This is a genomic window from Azotobacter vinelandii CA, from assembly GCF_000380335.1.
In the GTDB taxonomy this organism is placed as follows: Bacteria; Pseudomonadota; Gammaproteobacteria; order Pseudomonadales; family Pseudomonadaceae; genus Azotobacter; species Azotobacter vinelandii.
The window spans coordinates 647,281-667,245 of record NC_021149.1 but is presented as its reverse complement, the minus strand read 5'-3'; the positions used below and the strand labels follow the sequence as shown (position 1 = coordinate 667,245).

The 19,965-nt window shown below is 68.3% G+C and carries 17 protein-coding genes; 13 read left to right on the top strand and 4 right to left on the bottom strand.

What is annotated here, in order from left to right:
* Nucleotides 1–145 precede the first annotated feature (145 nt).
* The 3 genes from AVCA_RS03245 to AVCA_RS03235 form a co-directional block, all read right to left on the bottom strand.
* On the bottom strand, nt 146–1,153 hold the full coding sequence (locus AVCA_RS03245; protein ID WP_012699376.1) for a 2-hydroxyacid dehydrogenase: 1,008 nt from the start codon (nt 1,151–1,153) through the stop codon (nt 146–148).
* Nucleotides 1,154–1,352: 199 nt separating this feature from the next.
* Complete coding sequence (locus AVCA_RS03240; RefSeq protein ID WP_012699375.1) at nt 1,353–1,886, bottom strand: NUDIX hydrolase; 534 nt, start codon at nt 1,884–1,886, stop codon at nt 1,353–1,355.
* On the bottom strand, nt 1,886–2,935 hold the full coding sequence (locus tag AVCA_RS03235) for a DUF2333 family protein (RefSeq protein ID WP_012699374.1): 1,050 nt from the start codon (nt 2,933–2,935) through the stop codon (nt 1,886–1,888). The genes AVCA_RS03240 and AVCA_RS03235 overlap by 1 nt, the downstream gene beginning before the upstream one ends.
* Nucleotides 2,936–3,145: 210 nt before the next feature.
* On the opposite strand from AVCA_RS03235, the gene AVCA_RS03230 reads away from it, so the two are divergent.
* The 13 genes from AVCA_RS03230 to AVCA_RS03170 all read left to right on the top strand — a co-directional run bounded on the left by AVCA_RS03230 (nt 3,146) and on the right by AVCA_RS03170 (nt 19,017).
* Complete coding sequence (locus AVCA_RS03230; protein WP_231876311.1) at nt 3,146–4,909, top strand: protein-disulfide reductase DsbD; 1,764 nt, start codon at nt 3,146–3,148, stop codon at nt 4,907–4,909.
* A gap of 167 nt (nt 4,910–5,076) precedes the next feature.
* Nucleotides 5,077–5,520 carry a type II 3-dehydroquinate dehydratase gene (gene aroQ / locus AVCA_RS03225; RefSeq protein ID WP_012699372.1) on the top strand — a complete coding sequence of 148 codons (444 nt, stop codon included), beginning with the start codon at nt 5,077–5,079 and terminating at the stop codon, nt 5,518–5,520.
* Nucleotides 5,521–5,542: 22 nt separating this feature from the next.
* On the top strand, nt 5,543–6,004 hold the full coding sequence (gene accB / locus AVCA_RS03220; RefSeq protein ID WP_012699371.1) for an acetyl-CoA carboxylase biotin carboxyl carrier protein: 462 nt from the start codon (nt 5,543–5,545) through the stop codon (nt 6,002–6,004).
* A gap of 17 nt (nt 6,005–6,021) precedes the next feature.
* Nucleotides 6,022–7,371: an acetyl-CoA carboxylase biotin carboxylase subunit gene (gene accC / locus AVCA_RS03215; RefSeq protein ID WP_012699370.1), complete on the top strand. Its 1,350-nt coding sequence runs from the start codon at nt 6,022–6,024 to the stop codon at nt 7,369–7,371.
* Nucleotides 7,372–7,526: 155 nt separating this feature from the next.
* Nucleotides 7,527–8,405, top strand: coding sequence for a 50S ribosomal protein L11 methyltransferase (prmA, locus tag AVCA_RS03210; RefSeq protein WP_012699369.1), 879 nt, complete (start codon nt 7,527–7,529; stop codon nt 8,403–8,405).
* A gap of 77 nt (nt 8,406–8,482) precedes the next feature.
* Nucleotides 8,483–9,649, top strand: a complete 1,167-nt coding sequence (locus tag AVCA_RS03205; RefSeq protein ID WP_012699368.1) for a DUF3426 domain-containing protein — start codon at nt 8,483–8,485, stop codon at nt 9,647–9,649.
* Nucleotides 9,650–9,824: 175 nt separating this feature from the next.
* Complete coding sequence (gene dusB, locus AVCA_RS03200) at nt 9,825–10,823, top strand: tRNA dihydrouridine synthase DusB (protein ID WP_041806902.1); 999 nt, start codon at nt 9,825–9,827, stop codon at nt 10,821–10,823.
* Nucleotides 10,820–11,140, top strand: a complete 321-nt coding sequence (gene fis, locus AVCA_RS03195; protein WP_041806900.1) for a DNA-binding transcriptional regulator Fis — start codon at nt 10,820–10,822, stop codon at nt 11,138–11,140. Before dusB ends, fis begins: the two co-directional genes overlap by 4 nt.
* Nucleotides 11,141–11,212: 72 nt before the next feature.
* Nucleotides 11,213–12,820 (top strand): bifunctional phosphoribosylaminoimidazolecarboxamide formyltransferase/IMP cyclohydrolase, encoded by a 1,608-nt coding sequence (gene purH, locus AVCA_RS03190; protein ID WP_012699364.1) that lies wholly within the window; start codon nt 11,213–11,215, stop codon nt 12,818–12,820.
* A gap of 148 nt (nt 12,821–12,968) precedes the next feature.
* The gene (gene purD / locus AVCA_RS03185) at nt 12,969–14,249 is read left to right on the top strand and encodes a phosphoribosylamine--glycine ligase (RefSeq protein WP_012699363.1); all 1,281 of its coding nucleotides are present in this window, start codon (nt 12,969–12,971) and stop codon (nt 14,247–14,249) included.
* A 131-nt stretch (nt 14,250–14,380) separates the two neighbouring features.
* Nucleotides 14,381–17,188 carry a response regulator gene (locus AVCA_RS03180; RefSeq protein WP_015589522.1) on the top strand — a complete coding sequence of 936 codons (2,808 nt, stop codon included), beginning with the start codon at nt 14,381–14,383 and terminating at the stop codon, nt 17,186–17,188.
* A 62-nt stretch (nt 17,189–17,250) separates the two neighbouring features.
* Nucleotides 17,251–18,516, top strand: coding sequence for an Hsp70 family protein (locus tag AVCA_RS03175; RefSeq protein ID WP_012699361.1), 1,266 nt, complete (start codon nt 17,251–17,253; stop codon nt 18,514–18,516).
* Nucleotides 18,517–18,642: 126 nt separating this feature from the next.
* Nucleotides 18,643–19,017 carry a hypothetical protein gene (locus AVCA_RS03170; RefSeq protein ID WP_012699360.1) on the top strand — a complete coding sequence of 125 codons (375 nt, stop codon included), beginning with the start codon at nt 18,643–18,645 and terminating at the stop codon, nt 19,015–19,017.
* Between the two features lie 43 nt (nt 19,018–19,060).
* Here AVCA_RS03170 and AVCA_RS03165 read toward each other — a convergent pair whose 3' ends face one another.
* A complete protein-coding gene (locus tag AVCA_RS03165) occupies nt 19,061–19,945 on the bottom strand; it encodes an esterase/lipase family protein (protein WP_012699359.1) in 885 nt (294 codons plus the stop codon).
* Between the last annotated feature and the right edge of the window lie 20 nt (nt 19,946–19,965).

Below are 19,965 nucleotides of genomic sequence, written 5' to 3'. Positions count from 1 at the left end.
GGGTTCGCGCAAGGTAGCCTATAGGCAGCGCGGAAAAGCCGGAAAGGTAGCAAATCTCGGAAGGCCACAGCGAAGCCTGATGGACGGCGCGGCAGCCCCAGAGGTGAGGGCGGCCAGGCACGCCGCGCCCACCGCCCGTCGTCGCTCAGCCATCGCCCGCCAGCGCATTCCCGCAGGCGCGGCCGCTCGCGTAGCAGTCGAGGTTGCGCAGGGTGGTCTCGGCGATCTCGCGCAGCGCCTCGGCGGTGAAGAAGCCCTGGTGGCCGGTGACGATCACGTTGGGAAAGGTCATCAGCCGCGTGAAGACGTCGTCGTCGATGATGTCCGAGGAGCGGTCGTGGAAGAACAACTGGCTTTCCTGCTCGTAGACATCGATGGCCAGTGCCGAGAGGCGCCGCGATTTCAGCGCGGCGATCACCGCGTGGGTGTCGATCAGCGCGCCGCGCGAGGTGTTGACCAGCATGGCGCCGCGCTTGATCCGCGCCAGGCGGGCGGCGTCGATCAGGTGCCAGGTGGCCTCGCTCAGCGGACAGTGCAGGCTGACCACGTCGGATTCGGCGAGCAGCACGTCGAGCTCCACGTAGTCGCCGAGGGCGGCGAACTCGGCCGTCCGGTACGGATCGTGGCCGAGCACCCGACAGCCGAAGCCCTTGAGGATACGTGCCGTGGCCAGGCCGATCTGGCCGGTGCCGATCAGACCCACGGTCTTGCCGTGCAGGTTGAAGCCGAGCAGGCCGTCGAGCATGAAGTTGCCCTCGCGCACCCGGTTGTAGGCACGGTGGGTGTGCCGGTTGAGGGTCAGGATCAGGGCGATGGTGTGCTCGGCCACCGCTTCCGGCGAATAGGCCGGCACCCGGGCGACGAACAGCCCCAGGCTGCGGGCGGCTTCCAGGTCGATATGGTTGAACCCCGCGCAGCGCAGCAGGATCGCTCGCACGCCATAGCCGTGCAGGGTTTCCAGCACCGCGGCATCGAGCTGGTCGTTGACGAAGGCGCACACCGCTTCGCCCCCCTGGGCCAGCGCCACGGTCTGCGCGGATAGCGCGGCCTTCTGGTAGACCAGTTCGAAGCCGCGGGAAGCGTAGTCGCGCTGCAATACCTCGTCGAAAGAGCGCTCGTCGTAAGGTTGCGCACTGAACATCACGATTTTCATGGGGAAAGCTCCTGCCGTTCGTCCGGCGCCGCCAATCCCGGCAGGCCGGCTGCTGTGGAAATCGCTGACAGTGTAGAAATCCGTGCGGACCGCCGGCTGCGCCGGATCAAAGGACCCGGACGCGCACGGCTCCCGCTCTCGACGACACTCGCCGGACGCAGCCGCTCGACGCGGCGCGGGACCGGCAAGCAGCGCGCCCTCAGAGCATGCCGAGGTAGCGGCGCAACGCCTCCAGAGAATCCGGGCAATAGGGACGCTCGAAGGCCTCGCGCAGGGCCTCCTGGGGCGGGACGAAGCGGGCCTCCAGCACTTCCTCGGGCTGCAGCACCAGCGGGGCGTCGGAGACCGCCGAGAACACCGCGCACCACAGGCGGTTGTCCGGCTGGTCGAAGAAGAAGCGGCCGTGCTCGCGCAGCGCCACGCCGGTGATGCCGAGTTCCTCGGCCAGTTCGCGGACGGCGGACTCGCCATAGTCCTCCCCGGCCTGCACCATGCCGCCGGCGGCGACGTCCCAGTAGCCGGGATAGATCGCCTTGCTGAGGGTGCGCCGGTGCACGCAGAGCTGCCCGGCGCCGTTGAACAGCAGGATGAAAGTGCCACGGCCGATCAGGCCGCGCTCGCGCAGCTCGGCGCGGGGCAACGCGCCGAGCGGGCGGTCGTCGGCGTCGACCCAGGCGACCAGTTCGGCGTCCGAGGCGGCCCGATGGGCCGCCTCCCGTGCGGAAGTATCCATCAGCCCTGGGAAAGCAGCGCGCGCAGGTCGATCAGCGCGGCATTGGCCCGGGAGATGAAGTTAGCCATCACCAGCGAGTGGTTGGCCAGCATGCCGTAGCCGCCGCCGTTCAGCACCATCGGGCTCCACAGCGGCTCCTGCGCCGCTTCCAGCTCGCGGATGATCTGCTGGAGGCTGACGGTGGCGTTCTTGCGCGCCAGCACGTCGCCGAAGTCCACCTCGATGGCGCGCAGGAAATGCGCCAGCGCCCAAGCCTGGCCGCGCGCCTCGTAGAACACGTTGTCGATCTGCAGCCAGGGCGTCTTGACGACTTCGCCCTGCTGTACCTGGCCGGTCTCCTCGTCGGGCACCAGGTCGGCATCCAGGCGCTCCTGGCCGATGCTCGCCGAGAGCCGCTGGGAGAGCGAGCCGAGACGGGTGGCGACGTCGCCCAGCCAGCCATTCAGGTTGTCGGCGCGGGCGAAGAACTGCGCGCTGGGCTTGACCGGGTCGGCCAGGCGCGCCAGATAGCTGTCGAGCAGCTTGAGACCGGCGCGGTATTCGGTTTCGGAGGCCGGCAGCGCCCAGCTACGGTTGTCGAAGTTGAAGCGCGGCTCGGCCTTGGCCAGATCCGGGTCTTCGGTGGACTGCGACTGCGAACGGGCCATTTCCTTGCGCAGCGAGCGCGCCAGGTCGCGCACCTGGGTCAGCACGCCGAATTCCCAACTGGGCATGTTGTCCAGCCAGATGCCGGGCGGGGACAGGTCGTTGGTCAGGTAGCCGCCCGGCTTGTCGAGCAGGGTACCGGCCACGGTCCGCAGGGTCTCGACGGTGGTGTAGCCCTTGACGAACTTGCGCTGCGCCTGCTCGGCCGAGGCCTGGGCGTTCTCCTGCACCGGGAAGGCATCCGGCTCCAGGCTCCAGAACCAGCCCAGCAATCCGGTCACCAGCAGGTAGAGGGCGAGCAACAGCGCCAGGGCGCGCCCCAGCCAGTGGTTGCCGACGATGCGCCGCAGGGCGCTGTCGGCCCCACCGTACGCACGGCTTGCGCTTTCTTTCCAGTCCAGCATGACGAGATCCTTCATGATTCGAAAAGTCGGCCAGCCCGCCGGGCCGGCCGCGCAAGCCTAGCACTAATGGGTGGAATACCGGGACAACGCGGCACCGCGCCCGCCTGCGACCAAGGTGGCGCTTGCCAGGCCGCCTGCGGCCTGCAGCGCCTCGCCGCCTCCGGTATCATCCGTCCCCTTTGTATTTCTGCACGTTTCTGCGAGAACGCCATGCGCCGCCTGCTGCTGCCCCTGTTCCTGCTGCTGCTCGCCCTGCCCGCCGCCGCCGGCCTGTTCGACAACCGGCCCGGCGCCGCGCTGGGCGGCCTGGACAACCGCGGCGACTTCCTGCCGGTCCGCGAGGCCTTCCGCCTGAGCCTGGTGGACGCCACGCCGCAGGCGGTGAAACTGCGCTTCGTCGCCGCCGAGGGCTACTACCTGTACCGCCAGCGCTTGCAGTTCCGCAGCGAGACACTGGGGGTCGCGCCGGGCGAGCCGCGCCTGCCGGACGGCACGCGCAAGACCGACGAGTATTTCGGGGAGACGGAGGTCTACTACGGCGTGCTCGACGTCGAGTTGCCCGTGGCCAACCCGGACGGGCGCCCCTTCTACCTGCAGGTCGGCTACCAGGGCTGCGCCGACAAAGGGTTGTGCTATCCGCCGGAAACCGAACGGCTGCAGATCGGCGGCACTCCCGCGGCCGGGGCCGCTTCGCCCGCCGACGCGCCGGGCTGGGGCTGGCGGGAACTGGCCCTGTTCTTCCTCGCCGGCCTCGGCCTGACCTTCACTCCCTGCGTGCTGCCGATGCTGCCGATCCTCTCCGGCGTGGTGCTGCGCGGGGAGATCGGCGGCGCACGCGGCCTCGCCCTGTCGCTGGCCTACGTACTGCCGATGGCCGCCTGTTTCGCCGTGCTCGGCGCGCTGACGGGACTGTTCGGCGCAGAGTTGAACCTGCAGGCGCGCCTGCAATCGCCCTGGGTGCTGGCGCCCTTCGCCGCCTTCTTCGGCCTCTTCGCCCTGGCCATGTTCGGGGTCTTCGAGCTGCGCCTGCCGCCGGCCCTGGCCGCGCCGCTGGAGCGCCTGGCCGGCAATACGCGCGGCGGCTCGCTGTGGGGCGCCGCCGTCCTCGGCGTGCTGTCCAGCCTGCTGGTTTCGCCTTGCGTTTCCGCCCCGCTGGCCGGCGCGCTGCTGTACATCAGTTCGAGCGGCGATGCCCTGGGCGGCGGCCTGAAGCTCTTCGCCCTGGGACTCGGCATGGGCGCGCCGCTGGTACTGTTCGCCGCCGGTGGAGGCGCCCTGCTGCCCAGGAGCGGTCCCTGGATGGTCGTGGTGCGCAATGCCTTCGGCGTGCTGCTGCTGGCGGTCGCCGTGTGGCTGCTCGAACGGGTGCTGCCCGGCCCGCTGGCGCTGGCCCTGTGGGGCTCGCTGGCCGGCGGGGTGGCGCTGTTTCTCGGCGCCCTGGAGTTCACCGCGAAGAGCCACCGGCAGAAGCTCGGCCAGTTGGCCGGGCTGGCCCTGCTGGTCTATGCCCTGGCCAGTTGGACCGGCGCGCTGCGCGGCGAGTCCGATCCGCTGCGTCCACTGGGCGGCGCGTCCCTCTCCGCCGCTCCCGCGGCCCGGACCGCCGGCGCCTGGCAGACCCTCGACACGCCGGAAGCACTGGACGCCGCCCTGGCCGAAGCGAAGAATGCCGCCCAGCCGCTGCTGCTCGACTGGTATGCCGATTGGTGCATCAGTTGCAAAGTGATCGAGCGCGAGGTGTTCGCCGACCCACGGGTCGCCGCGCAGCTCGTCGGCTACCGGCTGATCCGCTTCGACATCACCGCCGGCACTCCGGCACAGCGCGCGCTGCTGGATCGCTACCGGCTGTTCGGCCCGCCGGCGATTCAGTTCTTCGCCGCCGACGGCACGGAGCACGAAAGGCTGCGGGTGGTCGGCGAGATCGACGCCGCCGCTTTTGCGCAACGCCTGCGGGAAAGTCAATCCCAACGCTAATCTTGCAAGGCATCTGCAAGGAATCGCAGGTAATATGCAGGAAATTCCGGTTAAAATGTTCGGCTGAAGGTCTCGACGGAACGGAGCCCCAGCCAGCCCGCGCCCCGCGGGACGGGAGGGCCCGTCGTCATGCCCCCTCACACAGTACGCAAGGACAACCAACCGACATGGCCACCCTACTGGTGCTGCACGGCCCCAACCTCAACCTGCTGGGCACCCGCGAACCCGGCGTGTACGGCGCCACCACCCTCGCGCAGATCGACCAGGACCTGGAACGCCGCGCCAGCAAGGCCGGCCATCGCCTGCTCCACCTGCAGAGCAACGCCGAGCACGTCCTGATCGAACGCATCCATGCCGCCCGCCAGGAGGGCGTGAGCTATATCATCTTCAATCCGGCGGCTTTCACCCATACAAGTGTCGCCCTGCGTGACGCATTGCTGGCGGTGAGCATCCCATTCATCGAAGTGCACCTGTCCAACGTGCACAAACGCGAGCCCTTCCGTCATCACTCCTACTTCTCCGACATCGCCGTAGGGGTGATCTGCGGCCTGGGCGCCAGCGGCTACCGGCTGGCCCTCGAGGCCGTCCTCGAACAACTTGAACGTCCCTGATTCGTAATCGGAGTTATTTCGAATGGATATCCGCAAAGTCAAGAAACTGATCGAACTGCTGGAAGAATCCGGTATCGACGAACTGGAGATTCGCGAAGGCGAAGAATCGGTTCGCATCAGCCGCCACTCCAAGAACGTTCCCCAGACGGTGTACGCCGCCGCACCGGCGATAGCCGCCATGCCCGCCCCGGTCGCCGCTGCCGTCGCCGCGCCCGCCGCGCCTGCCGAAGTCGCCGCACCCAAGCTGAACGGCCATGTGGTCCGCTCGCCGATGGTCGGCACCTTCTACCGCTCGCCGTCACCGAGCGCCTCGGCCTTCGTGCAGGTCGGCCAGAGCGTGAAGAAGGGCGATATCCTGTGCATCGTCGAAGCCATGAAGATGATGAACCACATCGAGGCTGAAGTCGGCGGCGTCATCGAAACCATCCTGGTGGAAAACGGCCAGCCGGTGGAGTACGACCAGCCGCTGTTCACCATCGTCTGAACCGCGGAGATCCTGCGATGCTGGAAAAAGTCCTGATCGCCAACCGTGGCGAGATTGCCCTGCGCATCCTGCGCGCCTGCAAGGAACTGGGCATCAAGACGGTGGCTGTGTATTCGACGGCGGACCGCGAACTGATGCATCTGGGCCTCGCCGACGAGAGCGTGTGCATCGGCCCGGCCCCGGCGGCCAAATCCTACCTGCACATCCCGGCCATCATCGCCGCCGCCGAAGTCACCGGCGCGACCGGGATTCATCCGGGCTACGGCTTTCTCGCCGAGAACGCCGACTTCGCCGAGCAAGTGGAGAAGTCCGGCTTCGCGTTCATCGGTCCGACCGCCGAAGTGATCCGCCTGATGGGCGACAAGGTTTCGGCCAAGGACGCCATGAAACGGACCGGCGTACCCACCGTGCCCGGCTCCGACGGCCCGTTGCCGGAAAACGAGGAAGAGGCCCTGGCGATCGCTCGCGAAGTCGGCTACCCGGTGATCATCAAGGCCGCTGGCGGCGGCGGCGGGCGCGGCATGCGCGTGGTCCGCAAGGAAGAGGACCTGATCAAGTCGGCGCGACTGACCCGCACCGAGGCCGAGGCCGCCTTCGGCAACGGCATGGTCTACCTCGAGAAGTTCCTGGAGAACCCGCGCCACGTGGAGGTCCAGGTACTGTCCGACGGCAAGGGCAACGCCATCCACCTGGGCGACCGCGACTGCTCGCTACAGCGCCGCCACCAGAAGGTCCTGGAAGAAGCCCCGGCGCCGAACATCGACCCGCAGGCCCGCGCCGAGGTACTGGACCGCTGCGTGCGGGCCTGCATCGAGATCGGCTATCGCGGCGCCGGCACCTTCGAGTTTCTCTACGAGGACGGGCGCTTCTACTTCATCGAGATGAACACCCGTGTGCAGGTGGAGCACCCGGTCACCGAGATGGTCACCGGCGTCGACATCGTCAAGGAGATGCTGCGCATCGCCGGCGGCGAGCCACTGTCGATCCGCCAGGAAGACGTGGTGATCCGCGGCCATGCGCTGGAGTGCCGGATCAACGCCGAGGACCCTGCGACCTTCATGCCCAGCCCGGGCAAGGTCAAGCACTACCACGCACCGGGCGGCAACGGCATCCGCGTCGACTCGCACCTCTACAGCGGCTATGCGGTGCCGCCGAACTACGACTCGCTGATCGGTAAAGTGATCGCCTACGGCAAGGACCGCGACGAGGCCATGGCGCGCATGCGCAACGCCCTGGACGAGATCGTCGTCGACGGCATCAAGACCAACGTGCCGCTGCACCGCGAACTCACCCGCGATCCGGGCTTCTGCCAGGGCGGCGTGAACATCCATTACCTGGAAAAGAAACTGGGTCTGGACAAGCACTGAGCGATACGCCCGCGCCGCACGGCGGGGTCGCCTTCGGGCGGCCCCTGTCGTTTCCGCCGTGTTCCCCGGCGTCGGCTGGCGGCCGGCGCCTCCCTCCAGTAAGCTTGCCCGCCACGCTTATCCGCGCCCGCCGTACTCCGCAAGAGGTCCCGCCCATGCCCTGGCTGCAAATCCGACTCGCCATCACCCCCGACCAGGCTGGCGCGCTGGAGGACCGGTTGCTCGAGCTGGGCGCGGTCTCGGTGACCTTCATGGACGCCGAGGACCAGCCGATCTTCGAACCGGATCTCGGCACCACTCCGCTCTGGTCGCATACCCACCTGCTCGCGCTGTTCGAGGCCGACACCGACGCGGACGCCCTGCTCGCCCACCTGCGCCTGCTGCGCGGCGGCGAACTGCCCGAACATCAGGTCGAACGCATCAAGGACCAGGACTGGGAGCGCAGTTGGATGGACAACTTCCAGCCGATGCGCTTCGGCCGCCGCCTGTGGATAGTGCCGAGCTGGCACCAGGCGCCGGAGCCCGGGGCGGTCAACCTGCTGCTCGACCCCGGCCTGGCCTTCGGCACCGGAACCCATCCGACCACCGCGCTGTGCCTGGAGTGGCTGGACGGCCAGGAGCTCGCCGGCCGCAGCCTGCTGGACTTCGGCTGCGGCTCGGGCATCCTCGCCATCGCTGCACTGCTGCTCGGTGCCGAACGGGCGGTCGGTACCGACATCGACCCGCAGGCACTGCAGGCCTCGCGCGACAACGCCCTGCGCAACGGCATCGATCCGGCGCGCTTCCCGCTCCATCTGCCGGCGGACCTGCCGCGCCAGCCGGCCGACGTAGTGGTGGCCAACATCCTCGCCGGTCCGCTGGTGCAACTGGCGCCGCAGCTCGCCTCGCTGGTCCGGCCGGGCGGCCGCCTGGCGCTGTCGGGTATCCTCGCCGAGCAGGCCGGGGAGGTACGTGCCGCCTACGAAGGCGCCTTCGTCCTCGCTCCCACGACGGAAAAGGACGGCTGGGTACGCATCGACGGCGTGCGTCGCTGACGCCCTGCCCCAGGGCCGTAGGCTGAGCTAGACTAGCGCTCCGACTCAGTCCAGAGCATCGACTGCCGGCTCGCCGCATGACAGACACCTTCGCCACCCAGTGCCCACACTGCCGGACCCGTTTCCGCGTCAACCGCGCGCAGCTCGATGCCGCCCGCGGCGCGGTGCGCTGCGGCTCCTGTCTGCGGGTATTCAACGCCGCCGAGCATCTGATCGAGCGACCGGCCCACCCCACGGACGCCGAGGCGCCGATCAGCGCAGCGCCGGCCGCCGCGCCCCCGGTAGCGCCGCCCGCCGAGATCCGTTCGGCGGAGCCCCCGGCCCACAGGGATTACGACGAACTCGACCTGGGCGATCTGGATCTGGACACCCTCGACCTGGACGAAGAACTGGCCAGGCTGGAAAGTCAGGAGCGCCAGTTGACGGCGACTCCGCAGAGCACCGACGTACCAGCGCCAGATCCGGCCGCGCCCCGCACACGACCAGCCCCCGTCGAACCGCAGTTGCCGCCGACCGGCAGCCTGCTCGTCATACCGAGCGGCCAGGGCGAGCGCCCCGAGCCGCCCCTGACCCTGGAACCGCACGTCGCCCGGGACGAGCCGCGCCGCTCAGCGTCCAGGGAAACGCCCGCCGTCAGGGGCGAAACGCGCCAGCCCGTCCTCGCCGGCCGGCCCGCCCACGGCACGCCGGAGCCTCCCGGGGAAGGACTGCTCGAACTGGTCGACGAACCTCTTCGCCTCGACTGGCGGAAACCACGCCAACCCTGGGGGCGCCGCCTCGTCTGGATCGCCCTGAACCTGCTCGCGATCGCCATCCTGGCCGGACAATACCTCTGGTTCCACTACGACGAACTGGCCCGCCAGGACAGCTACCGGCCCTGGTTCGAGCGGCTGTGCCCCTACCTCGGCTGCAGTCTGCCGCCACGGGTCGACATCGCCCGGATCAGGAGCAGCAACCTGGTGGTGCGCAACCATCCCGAATTCGCCGGCGCCCTGGTGGTCGACGCGATCCTCTACAACCGCGCCGCCTTCGCCCAGCCCTTCCCCCTGCTCGAGCTGCGCTTCGCCGACATCAACGGCCAGACCGTCGCCACCCGGCGCTTCAAACCCAACGAGTACCTCGGCGGCGAGTTGGCCGGGCAGCAGGAAATGCCGCCCCAGACGCCGATCCACATCTCGCTGGAGATTCTCGACCCTGGCACACAGGCGCTGAATTACAGCCTAAGCTTTCACTCTCCAGAGTGACTTCGCTGCCTGGAGGGCAGCCACCGGGCTGCCCTTCGGTCATGGGCGCCTGCCTGCCCGCTGTTCATATTTTGCGCAGCGCAGCCTTTATCCATTCATGGAGAGCAGGTATCATGCCTACCCCTTTTTTACGGTCCCCGTTCGACCTGAAATCCGTCTCCAGCAGGGAAGACCTATGTCGGCGGTACGCATCGGCCCCTACACTTTGCCCAACCGATTGATCCTGGCGCCCATGGCCGGTGTCACCGATCGACCGTTTCGCGCGCTGTGCCGCCGGCTCGGCGCCGGCATGACGGTTTCGGAAATGCTCACCAGCGACGTTCGCCTGTGGAACAGCCGCAAGTCGCGCCTGCGCCTGCCGCACGGCGACGAGCCGGAACCGCGCTCGGTGCAGATCGCTGGCGGCGACCCGCAGCGGCTCGCCGAGGCGGCCCGGCGCAACGTGGAACTGGGCGCGCAGATCATCGACATCAACATGGGCTGTCCGGCGAAGAAGGTCTGCAACAAAGCCGCCGGCTCGGCGCTGATGCGCGACGAGGCGCTGGTCGCCGAGATCCTCCGGGCGGTGGTGACCGCCGTCGAGGTCCCGGTGACCCTGAAGATCCGCACCGGCTGGGACCGGGCCAACCGCAACGGGGTCGGCATCGCCCGGCTCGCCGAGCAGGCCGGCATCGCCGCCCTCGCCGTGCATGGCCGGACCCGTGCCGACCTCTACGGCGGCGCGGCCGAATACGACACCATTGCCGCCATCAAGCGGGCGGTATCGATTCCGGTGTTCGCCAACGGCGACATCGACTCGCCGGAAAAGGCCCGCCAGGTGCTCGACGCCACCGGTGCCGACGGCCTGCTGATCGGCCGTGCGGCCCAGGGGCGGCCATGGATCTTCCGCGAGATTGAGCACTACCTGCGAACCGGCGAGCGCCTGCCGGCGATGACGGCGCTCGAGGTGGAGCCCGTTCTGCTGGAGCACTTGGCCGCACTGTACCGTTTCTACGGGGAGGAGCTGGGCGTTCGCATCGCCCGCAAGCACGTCGGCTGGTACCTGGCGAGCCTGCCGGGCGCGCAGGAGTTTCGAGCCCAGTTCAACCGCTTGGATACCACGGACGCACAGAGCGCCCACGTGCGGCGATTCTTCGCCGAACGTCACAAAGATGGAGAAGGGGTGGCCGCATGACGACGACGACCGAGACTTTAGAGAGTGGAACGACACCGGTGAGCGACAACGCCAATCTGAAACAGCACCTGAATACACCGAGCGAGGCGGGCCAGACGCTGCGCGACAGCGTGGAAAAGGCGCTGCGCAACTACTTCGCCCATCTCGAGGGCGCTGCCGTCACGGATGTCTACAACCTGGTGCTCTCCGAAGTGGAGGCTCCCCTGCTGGAAACCGTGATGCAGTACGTCAAGGGTAACCAGACCAAAGCCTCCGAACTGCTCGGCCTGAACCGCGGCACCCTGCGCAAGAAGCTCAAGCAGTACGATCTGCTGTAGCCCCACCTGCCTGAAACGGGAGCGGCCGGACCGCTCCCGTTTCCATTCAATCCTGTCCTGATGGAACCCGAGATGACCGACCAGACTACCCGCCTTCCCGTCCGCCGCGCGCTGATCAGCGTGTCCGACAAGACCGGCGTCGTCGACTTCGCCCGTGAGCTCGCCGCCCTCGGCGTCGAGATCCTTTCCACCGGCGGCACCTTCAAGCTGCTGCGTGAGCACGGCGTCGACGCCGTGGAAGTAGCCGACTACACCGGTTTCCCGGAAATGATGGACGGTCGGGTGAAGACCCTGCATCCGAAGATCCACGGCGGCATCCTCGGCCGCCGCGATCTCGACGCAGCGGTCATGGCCGAGCACGGCATCCAGCCGATCGATCTGGTCGCGGTCAACCTCTACCCCTTCGCCGCCACCGTGGCCAGGCCCGGCTGCACCCTCGCCGAGGCCATCGAGAACATCGACATCGGCGGGCCGACCATGGTCCGCTCGGCGGCGAAGAACCACAAGGACGTCGCCATCGTGGTCAACGCCGCCGACTATGCCGGCGTGCTCGAGAGCCTGAAGAACGGCGGCCTGACCTACGCCCAGCGCTTCGATCTGGCGCTCAGGGCCTTCGAGCACACCGCAGCCTACGACGGCATGATCGCCAACTACCTGGGCACCATCGACCAGGGCGCCGAAACCCTTACCACCGAAGGCCGTGCCGCGTTCCCGCGTACCTTCAACAGCCAGTTCGTCAAGGCTCAGGACATGCGCTACGGCGAGAACCCGCACCAGCAGGCGGCCTTCTACGTCGAGACCAGCCCGGCCGAGGCCAGCGTGGCCACCGCCCGCCAGTTGCAGGGCAAGGAGCTGTCCTACAACAACGTGGCCGACACCGATGCCGCGCTGGAGTGCGTGAAGAGCTTCGTCAAGCCGGCCTGCGTCATCGTCAAGCACGCCAACCCCTGCGGCGTCGCCGTGGTACCGGAAGACGAAGGCGGCATCCGCAAGGCCTATGACCTGGCCTACGCCACCGACAGCGAGTCCGCCTTCGGCGGCATCATCGCCTTCAACCGCGAACTGGACGGCGCGACCGCCAGGGCCATCGTCGAGCGCCAGTTCGTCGAAGTGATCATCGCCCCCAGCGTTTCCGCCGAAGCCCGTGAGGCGGTGGCGGCCAAGGCCAACGTGCGCCTGCTCGAATGCGGCCAGTGGCCGGCCGAGCGCGCCGATGGCCTGGATTTCAAGCGCGTCAACGGCGGCCTGCTGGTGCAGAGCCGCGACATCGGCATGATCGCCGAGGCCGACCTCAAGGTCGTCACCCGGCGCGCGCCGACCGAGCGGGAAATCCACGACCTGATCTTCGCCTGGAAGGTGGCCAAGTTCGTCAAGTCCAACGCCATCGTCTATGCCAGGAACCGCCAGACCATCGGCGTCGGCGCCGGCCAGATGAGCCGCGTCAACTCCGCACGCATCGCCGCGATCAAGGCCGAGCACGCCGGGCTCGAGGTCGCGGGGGCGGTGATGGCGAGCGATGCCTTCTTCCCCTTCCGCGATGGCATCGACAATGCGGCCAAGGCCGGCATCACCGCGGTGATCCAGCCGGGCGGCTCGATGCGCGACAACGAGGTGATCGCCGCGGCCGACGAGGCGGGCATGGCCATGGTGTTCACCGGCATGCGCCACTTCAGGCATTGATTCCAGCCGCACTGTAGCCGGCATCCGGGGCGCCCTGCATCTACCGGCTCCATTGCGACCTCGTGCCGAGGCGCCTTTTTTCGTAGGGTGGACAGCCTCAGCTGTCCACCGATCGGGCCACAGGTCCGACTCTCCCCAGGAGAACGCAATGAACGTACTGATCATCGGCAGCGGCGGTCGCGAACACGCCCTGGCCTGGAAGGTGGCGCAGGATGCGCGCGTCGAGAAGGTCTTCGTCGCGCCCGGCAACGCCGGCACAGCTACCGAAGCCAAGTGCGAGAACGTCGCCATCGATGTGCTGGCCCTCGAGGAACTGGCCGACTTCGCCGAGAAGCATGTGCAACTGACCATCGTCGGTCCCGAGGCCCCGCTGGTGAAGGGCGTGGTCGATCTGTTCCGCGCGCGCGGCCTGGACATCTTCGGCCCGACCGCCGGCGCCGCCCAACTGGAAGGCTCCAAGGCCTTTACCAAGGACTTTCTGGCCCGTCATGACATCCCCACGGCTGCCTACCGGAACTTCACCGAGGTCGAGCCGGCCCTCGCCTACCTGCGCGAGCGGGGCGCGCCCATCGTGGTCAAGGCCGACGGCCTGGCCGCCGGCAAGGGCGTGATCGTCGCCACGACCCTCGAGGAAGCCGAGGCCGCCGTGCGCGACATGCTCTCCGGCAACGCCTTCGGCGACGCCGGTGCCCGCGTGGTGATCGAGGAGTTCCTCGATGGCGAGGAAGCCAGCTTCATCGTCATGGTGGACGGCCAGAACGTGCTGCCGATGGCCACCAGCCAGGACCACAAGCGCGTCGGCGACGGCGACAGCGGTCCCAACACCGGCGGCATGGGCGCCTACTCCCCGGCGCCGGTGGTCACCCCCGAGGTGCACCGGCGGGTGATGGACGAGATCATCCATCCGACCGTGCGCGGCATGGCCGCCGAGGGCAACGTCTACACCGGCTTCCTGTATGCCGGCCTGATGATCGACAAATCGGGCGCACCCAAGGTCATCGAATTCAACTGCCGCTTCGGCGACCCGGAAACCCAGCCGGTGATGCTGCGCCTGGAGTCCTCGCTGGTGCTTCTGGTCGAAGCGGCGCTCGCCAGGGCGCTGGACAAGGTCGAGGCCCGCTGGGACCCGCGCCCGACCGTGGGCGTGGTGCTGGCCGCCGGCGGCTACCCGGGCGATTATGCCAAGGGTGACGTCATCGAGGGCCTGGACGACGCCGCGCAGCTCGACGGCAAGGTGTTCCACGCCGGCACCGCGCTCAAGGACGGGCGCATCGTCACCAGCGGCGGCCGCGTGCTCTGCGCCACCGCCATCGGCCCGAGCGTATCCTCCGCGCAGCAGCAGGCCTACCGCCTGGCGGAGAAGATCCGCTGGAGCGGTTGCTTCTACCGCAAGGACATCGGCTACCGCGCCATTGCCCGGGAAGGCTGAAAGCCTGCGATAATCACCGGAAAAAAGACAGATCGGCCGGAAAGGCCATCGACTGATGGCCTTTTCGCCCATTACCTCATCCACAGACCATTGGTTATAATTTAGCCACTCATTCAGGAAGGGACTTCGTCGTGCGCCGGCCTTGGAATGCCACAACGCTCATCGTCAGTCTGCTGCTGGTCGTACTCGCGGCCTTGCCGACCCTGGCAGGCAGCCTGCTGCGCTCGGACGAACAGTTCGGCCCGCTCGGCCCAGGCGCACCGAACGGCGACTGGCGAATCCTTCTCGACGAATCGGCCAGCCTCACCCTGAAGGATGTCATCGAGCGGCGCGACCATTTCGCCCCGCTCGGCCACCGCTCCCTCACCCTGCCGGCCAACCAGGCCGCCTGGCTGCGCGTGTCCATCGCCGGGCACGACACCCCGCGCTGGATCTGGGTGTTCGCTCCGCGCGTGGACCGGGTCGACTTCTTCCTGACCAACAGGGGCGCGACGGAGCGCCGGATCGAGACCGGAGCCATGCTCCCGGACGGCCTCTCCACGTCCGGGCAGGCCCACCTGTTCGACCTGCCGACGGACCAGACAACGCGCGAGGTCTGGCTGCGACTGGCTCCCCGGCAAGCCGCGCCGGCCTGGTTCGACTACGTGGATACCGCCGGACTGCTGGACAAGAACAAGCTGGCCTATACCCTCGGCGCCCTGCTCAGCGCCCTCGCCCTCGCCCTCGGGATGATCTACCACCTGGTCCGTTTCGGCTACAACAGGGTGCTCTGCAATCTCTGGCTGTCGGCCATGCAGGGCACGCTCCTGCTCAGCGCCATCGCGCATTTCGGCCTGCTCGGCGCCTGGTTGCCGCAACTCGGGCATTACCAGATCCGGGTGGCGGATATCACCGCCCTCCTCAGCTTCCTCTTCCTGCTGCAGTTCACTCGCAGCTTCTTCGACCAGGAGGAGTCCCCGCGCCTGCTCGACTGGCTGCTGCGCGGCGAGATCGCCGTGCTGGCACTGGCCGCCGTGCTCGACGGCGCCTCGCCCCACGACATGCTGCGCAGCGGGCTGATCCTGCTCGCCAGCCTGAGCGCGACGGGCTGCGCCCTCTACCACTGGCTGCACGGCTATCGCCCGGCACGCCTGGCGCTGGTCGGGACGCTGCTCTTCCACCTGGGTTTCAGCGCCTATCTGTCGATGCTGCTGGATTTCGGCCAGTTCGGCCCCTGCTGGCAGATCTTCGCGCTCTTCGCCTTCACCGCCGCCAGCGGCCTGCTGCTCGTCTTCGCCCTGGCCGAGCGGCAGTGCAAGATCGAGCGGGACCGCGCCGCCTGGCGCACCAGCGAAGCGGCGAGCAGCGCCGAATTGCGCGCCAAGAGCGAATTCCTGGCCAAGCTCAGCCATGAGATCCGCACCCCGATGAACGGCGTCCTGGGCATGACCGAACTGCTGCTCGGCACGCCGCTGACCGCCAAGCAATACGACTACGTGCAGACGATCAACAGCTCGGGCAACGAGCTGCTCAGCCTGATCAACGACATTCTCGACATCTCCCGCCTGGAATCCGGCCAGATCGAACTGGACGACGTGCAGTTCGACCTCAATGGCCTGATCGAGGACTGCCTGGGCATCTTCCGCGCCAAGGCGGAAAGGCGCCATGTCGAGCTGATCAGCTTCATCCAGCCGCAGGTGCCGCGGGTGATCAACGGCGACCCGACGCGGCTGCGCCAGATCCTGCTGACCCTGATCGAGAACGCCTTCCGGCAGACCGACGAAGGCGAAATCCTGCTCAAGGTGTCGCTGGAAACCGAGGGTCCCCGGCCGAACCTGCACGTCGCCGTGCAGGACAGCGGGGAACCGATGCCGGAGTCCAGACGCGAAGCGATGCTGAACAGCCGCGTGCAGAGCAGCGACCTGCTCTCCGCCGCGCAGATCGACGGCAGCCTCGACCTGATCATCGCCCGTCAACTGATCACCCTGATGCACGGTATCTGCGGCATCGATGCCGATCCGACCCGCGGCACCACGCTCTGGCTGTCGCTGCCCCTCGACCCGGCCCGCCTGGAGCATCCGGTCGCCGACCTGGACAGCCCGCTGCAGGACGCCCGCCTGCTGGTGGTGGACGACAACGACACCTGCCGCAAGGTCCTGCTGCAGCAGTGCGGGGCCTGGGGCATGAAGGTCAGTGCGGTCTCCTCCGGCAAGGAGGCCCTGGCCCTGCTGCGCACCAAGGCCCATCTGGGGGAATACTTCGACGCGGCGCTGCTCGACCAGAACATGCCCGGCATGAGCGGCCTGCAACTGGCCCAGCGGATCAAGGAAGACCCCGGCCTGAATCACGACATCCTGCTGGTCATGCTGACCGGCCTCAGCGATGCGCCGGGACGGGTCTACGCGCGCAACGCCGGCATCACCTGCAGCCTGGCCAAGCCGGTGGCCGGCTACACGCTGAAGACCACCCTCGCCGAGGAACTCGGCAAGCGCCGCGCGGCCCGGCCGGCCGCCAGCGGCCTGGAGGAGAACGCCCCCCTGGAAGTGCCGAGCGACTTCCGCATCCTGGTCGCCGAGGACAACAGCATCTCCACCAAGGTCATCCGCGGCATGCTGCGCAAGCTCAACCTGCAACCGGATACCGCCAGCAACGGCGAGGAGGCCCTGCAGGCGATGAAGGCCAAGCAGTACGACCTGGTGCTCATGGACTGCGAGATGCCGGTGCTCGACGGCTTCGCCGCCACCGAGCAGTTGCGCGCCTGGGAAGCCAGCGAACTCCGTCCGCACACGCCGATCGTCGCGCTCACCGCGCATATCCTCAGCGAGCACCGCGAGCATGCCCAGCGGGTCGGCATGGACGGCCACCTCGCCAAGCCGGTGGAGTTGTCGCAACTGCGCGCCCTGATCGAACACTGGGTCGAGCGCAAGGAGGAGTCCTACCGCCACGCGCTTCATCCCTGAGCGACGCCTGCCGGCCGGGTGCCTGCTAGAATGCGCGCCCCTTTTTCGCCCGAGCCCGCGCCATGACCACCGCCCTGCCCGCCCGCGCCTGCGGCATCGACTTCGGCACCTCCAACTCCACCGTCGGCTGGCTGCGCCCCGGCGAGGAAACGCTGATTCCCCTGGAGGATGGCCGGATCACCCTGCCCTCGGTACTGTTCTTCAACTTCGAGGAGCGCCGGCCGGTGTTCGGCCGGCGTGCCCTGCACGAATACCTGGAAGGCTACGAAGGGCGCCTGATGCGCTCGCTGAAGAGCCTGCTGGGCTCCAGGCTGCTGAAAAGCGAGACCACGGTGCTCGGCAGCGCGCTGCCGTTCAAGGAGATCCTCAAGCTGTTTCTCGGCGAGTTGAAGCGGCGCGCCGAGACGCAGGCCGGACGCCCCTTCGAGGAGGCGGTTCTGGGTCGCCCGGTGTTCTTCGTCGACGAGGACCCGCAGGCCGACCGGGAGGCCGCGGACACCCTGGCCGAGGTGGCGAAGGACCTGGGCCTGAAGGAGGTTTCCTTCCAGTACGAACCCATCGCCGCGGCCTTCGACTACGAATCGGTCATCGAACGCGAGGAACTGGTACTGATCGTCGACATCGGCGGCGGCACCTCGGACTTCTCCCTGGTGCGCCTGGCCCCCGCGCGCCGCGCCCTGGCCGAACGGCAGGACGACATACTCGCCACCGGCGGCGTGCACGTCGGCGGTACCGACTTCGACAGGCAGCTCAGCCTGCAGGGCGTGATGCCACTGTTCGGCTACGGCAGCAAGATGAAGAGCGGCGCGCCGATGCCGACCAGCACGCACCTCAACCTGGCCACCTGGCACACCATCAATGCCGTCTACGCCCAGGCTTCGCAGCGGGCGCTGGCGGGCATGCGCTACGACATACTCGACACCACGGGCGTCGACCGGCTGTTCCGCCTGATCGAACAGCGCGCCGGGCACTGGCTGGCGATGCAGGTGGAAGACGCCAAGATCGCCCTCGGCGACAACGGGCGGCAGCGCATCGACCTGTCGCGCATCGAGGCGGAGCTGGCCGCCGACCTCGACCGCGCGCTCTTCGAGCGGGCCATCGAACCGCTGCTGGAGCGCGTGCGCGCCAGCCTGGAGAAGCTGCTGAGCGGTGCCGGGATCGACCGCGAGCGGATCGACACGCTGTTCTTCACCGGCGGCTCCAGCGGCGTGCCGGCGCTGCGCCGGAGCGTCGCCGCGCTGCTGCCGAACGCCCGGCAGGTCGAGGGCGACCGCTTCGGCGGCATCGGCAGCGGCCTGGCCATCGAAGCGCGTCGGCGTTACGGCTGAACGGCGCCGCCCCGCACAGTTCCGCCCTGCCTTCCGCGGCGCGCGCCTGGTCGGGCCGGGCTCCGGCGAAAAGATTCTGGCCTATGGTTTTGAGGATCACCGAGGCCTCGAACGAGGGCACCCATCATGCACAACAATCGCCTCCTGCTGGTCTTCCTCCTCGCACTGCTGCTCGTTGCCGCCCTGCTGATCGGCGCTTCCATGGGACTGGCGAGCCAGGGCTGGGACACCTACGACACGGGACGGAGACTGACCATCGAGGCGCCCCTGAAGCAGGTGCTGTACCGCCGCCCGCAGACCGAGGTGCGGGTCGATTACCGGGGCGCGGAGTGGAAGGTGCTGCTGGGCCCCTCCTCGCGCCTGCTGTCGCGTGGGGCGGTCAGGAACGATCTGCGGCCGGGCAGGCCGGTGATTCTGATCGGTTATCCGCGCAAGGACGGCAGCGCCGAGATGCGCGCCGAGCGCCTCATCCTCGACGGACGCACGCTGGAGTTGCGCTGAAGGCAGCTCATGGAGCATTTCCCGCGTTACGGGGAAATACCTCCTACAGCCCGGCTTCGGCCAGCCGCGCCAGGTGCTCGAGATACACACCGAGCGGCCTGGCCTCACCCTCCCGACGCTCCCGGCAGCGGTTGATGACATCCAGATGATCGAAGGGATAGTCGGAGCGGATTACCTTGCCCAGGTGCGAGCTGAAACGGCCCACCAGACCATCGTTCTGCCCGGCCTCGCGGGCGAAACAGCGGGCCAGCCGCCGACACAGGGCATGTCCGGGATCGAAATCCGGCACGGCGTCGACGCGCGTCTGCAGGACGCCGCTCCAGGAGTAGTAACGCACCCCGTCGACCGCTCCGGCGCCCTCGCCACCCCAGCGCTCGGGCAGTCCCTGCGGATAGCGGGCATTGAAGCCGGCCATGCCCTCGCTGGTCAACGCCAGCAGCGAGGCCGGTCCGTCGAGGGGCAGGCAGAGCCCCGGCTCGGCGCACTCCAGCCGCTCCATCAGCCGTGCCAGGCCCTCGAAGCCACGCGCCAGCAGGCGCTCGCGCCGGCCGCTGGGCGGCAGCAGGTCGCGCAGCCGGTCGGCTACCTCGGACCCCTGGTTGGGCGTGGCCACGGTGGTCACCGAAGCCACCCAGTCCGGGCGCAACGCCGCCGCGTAGCGGGCGCTCAGGCCACCCTGGCTGTGACCGAGCAGATTGACCCGGCGCGCGCCACTGGCGGCGCGGACCGCGGCGATGCGTTCGAGCAACTGGTTTCCCAGCGCCTCGTTGTCGTGCACGCCGGACAGCCGTACCGCATGGACCTGCGCGCCCTGCCGGCGAAGCGCCACATCGATGCCGTTCCAGTAGGAATGCCCGGGCAGGCGCACGAAGCCGAGCAGACCATGCACCAGCACCAAGGGGTAGCGTGTCCTGAAGCTCGCCCCCATGGGCCTTTCCCCGTCAACAA

Excerpts from the sequence above, each read along its gene's own strand:
- AVCA_RS03245 (WP_012699376.1), bottom strand. The coding sequence starts at position 1,153 with ATGAAAATCGTGATGTTCAGTGCGCAACCTTACGACGAGCGCTCTTTC.
- AVCA_RS03240 (WP_012699375.1), bottom strand. The coding sequence starts at position 1,886 with ATGGATACTTCCGCACGGGAGGCGGCCCATCGGGCCGCCTCGGACGCC.
- AVCA_RS03235 (WP_012699374.1), bottom strand. The coding sequence starts at position 2,935 with ATGCTGGACTGGAAAGAAAGCGCAAGCCGTGCGTACGGTGGGGCCGAC.
- AVCA_RS03230 (WP_231876311.1), top strand. The coding sequence starts at position 3,146 with ATGCGCCGCCTGCTGCTGCCCCTGTTCCTGCTGCTGCTCGCCCTGCCC.
- aroQ (WP_012699372.1), top strand. The coding sequence starts at position 5,077 with ATGGCCACCCTACTGGTGCTGCACGGCCCCAACCTCAACCTGCTGGGC.
- accB (WP_012699371.1), top strand. The coding sequence starts at position 5,543 with ATGGATATCCGCAAAGTCAAGAAACTGATCGAACTGCTGGAAGAATCC.
- accC (WP_012699370.1), top strand. The coding sequence starts at position 6,022 with ATGCTGGAAAAAGTCCTGATCGCCAACCGTGGCGAGATTGCCCTGCGC.
- prmA (WP_012699369.1), top strand. The coding sequence starts at position 7,527 with ATGCCCTGGCTGCAAATCCGACTCGCCATCACCCCCGACCAGGCTGGC.
- AVCA_RS03205 (WP_012699368.1), top strand. The coding sequence starts at position 8,483 with ATGACAGACACCTTCGCCACCCAGTGCCCACACTGCCGGACCCGTTTC.
- dusB (WP_041806902.1), top strand. The coding sequence starts at position 9,825 with ATGTCGGCGGTACGCATCGGCCCCTACACTTTGCCCAACCGATTGATC.
- fis (WP_041806900.1), top strand. The coding sequence starts at position 10,820 with ATGACGACGACGACCGAGACTTTAGAGAGTGGAACGACACCGGTGAGC.
- purH (WP_012699364.1), top strand. The coding sequence starts at position 11,213 with ATGACCGACCAGACTACCCGCCTTCCCGTCCGCCGCGCGCTGATCAGC.
- purD (WP_012699363.1), top strand. The coding sequence starts at position 12,969 with ATGAACGTACTGATCATCGGCAGCGGCGGTCGCGAACACGCCCTGGCC.
- AVCA_RS03175 (WP_012699361.1), top strand. The coding sequence starts at position 17,251 with ATGACCACCGCCCTGCCCGCCCGCGCCTGCGGCATCGACTTCGGCACC.
- AVCA_RS03170 (WP_012699360.1), top strand. The coding sequence starts at position 18,643 with ATGCACAACAATCGCCTCCTGCTGGTCTTCCTCCTCGCACTGCTGCTC.
- AVCA_RS03165 (WP_012699359.1), bottom strand. The coding sequence starts at position 19,945 with ATGGGGGCGAGCTTCAGGACACGCTACCCCTTGGTGCTGGTGCATGGT.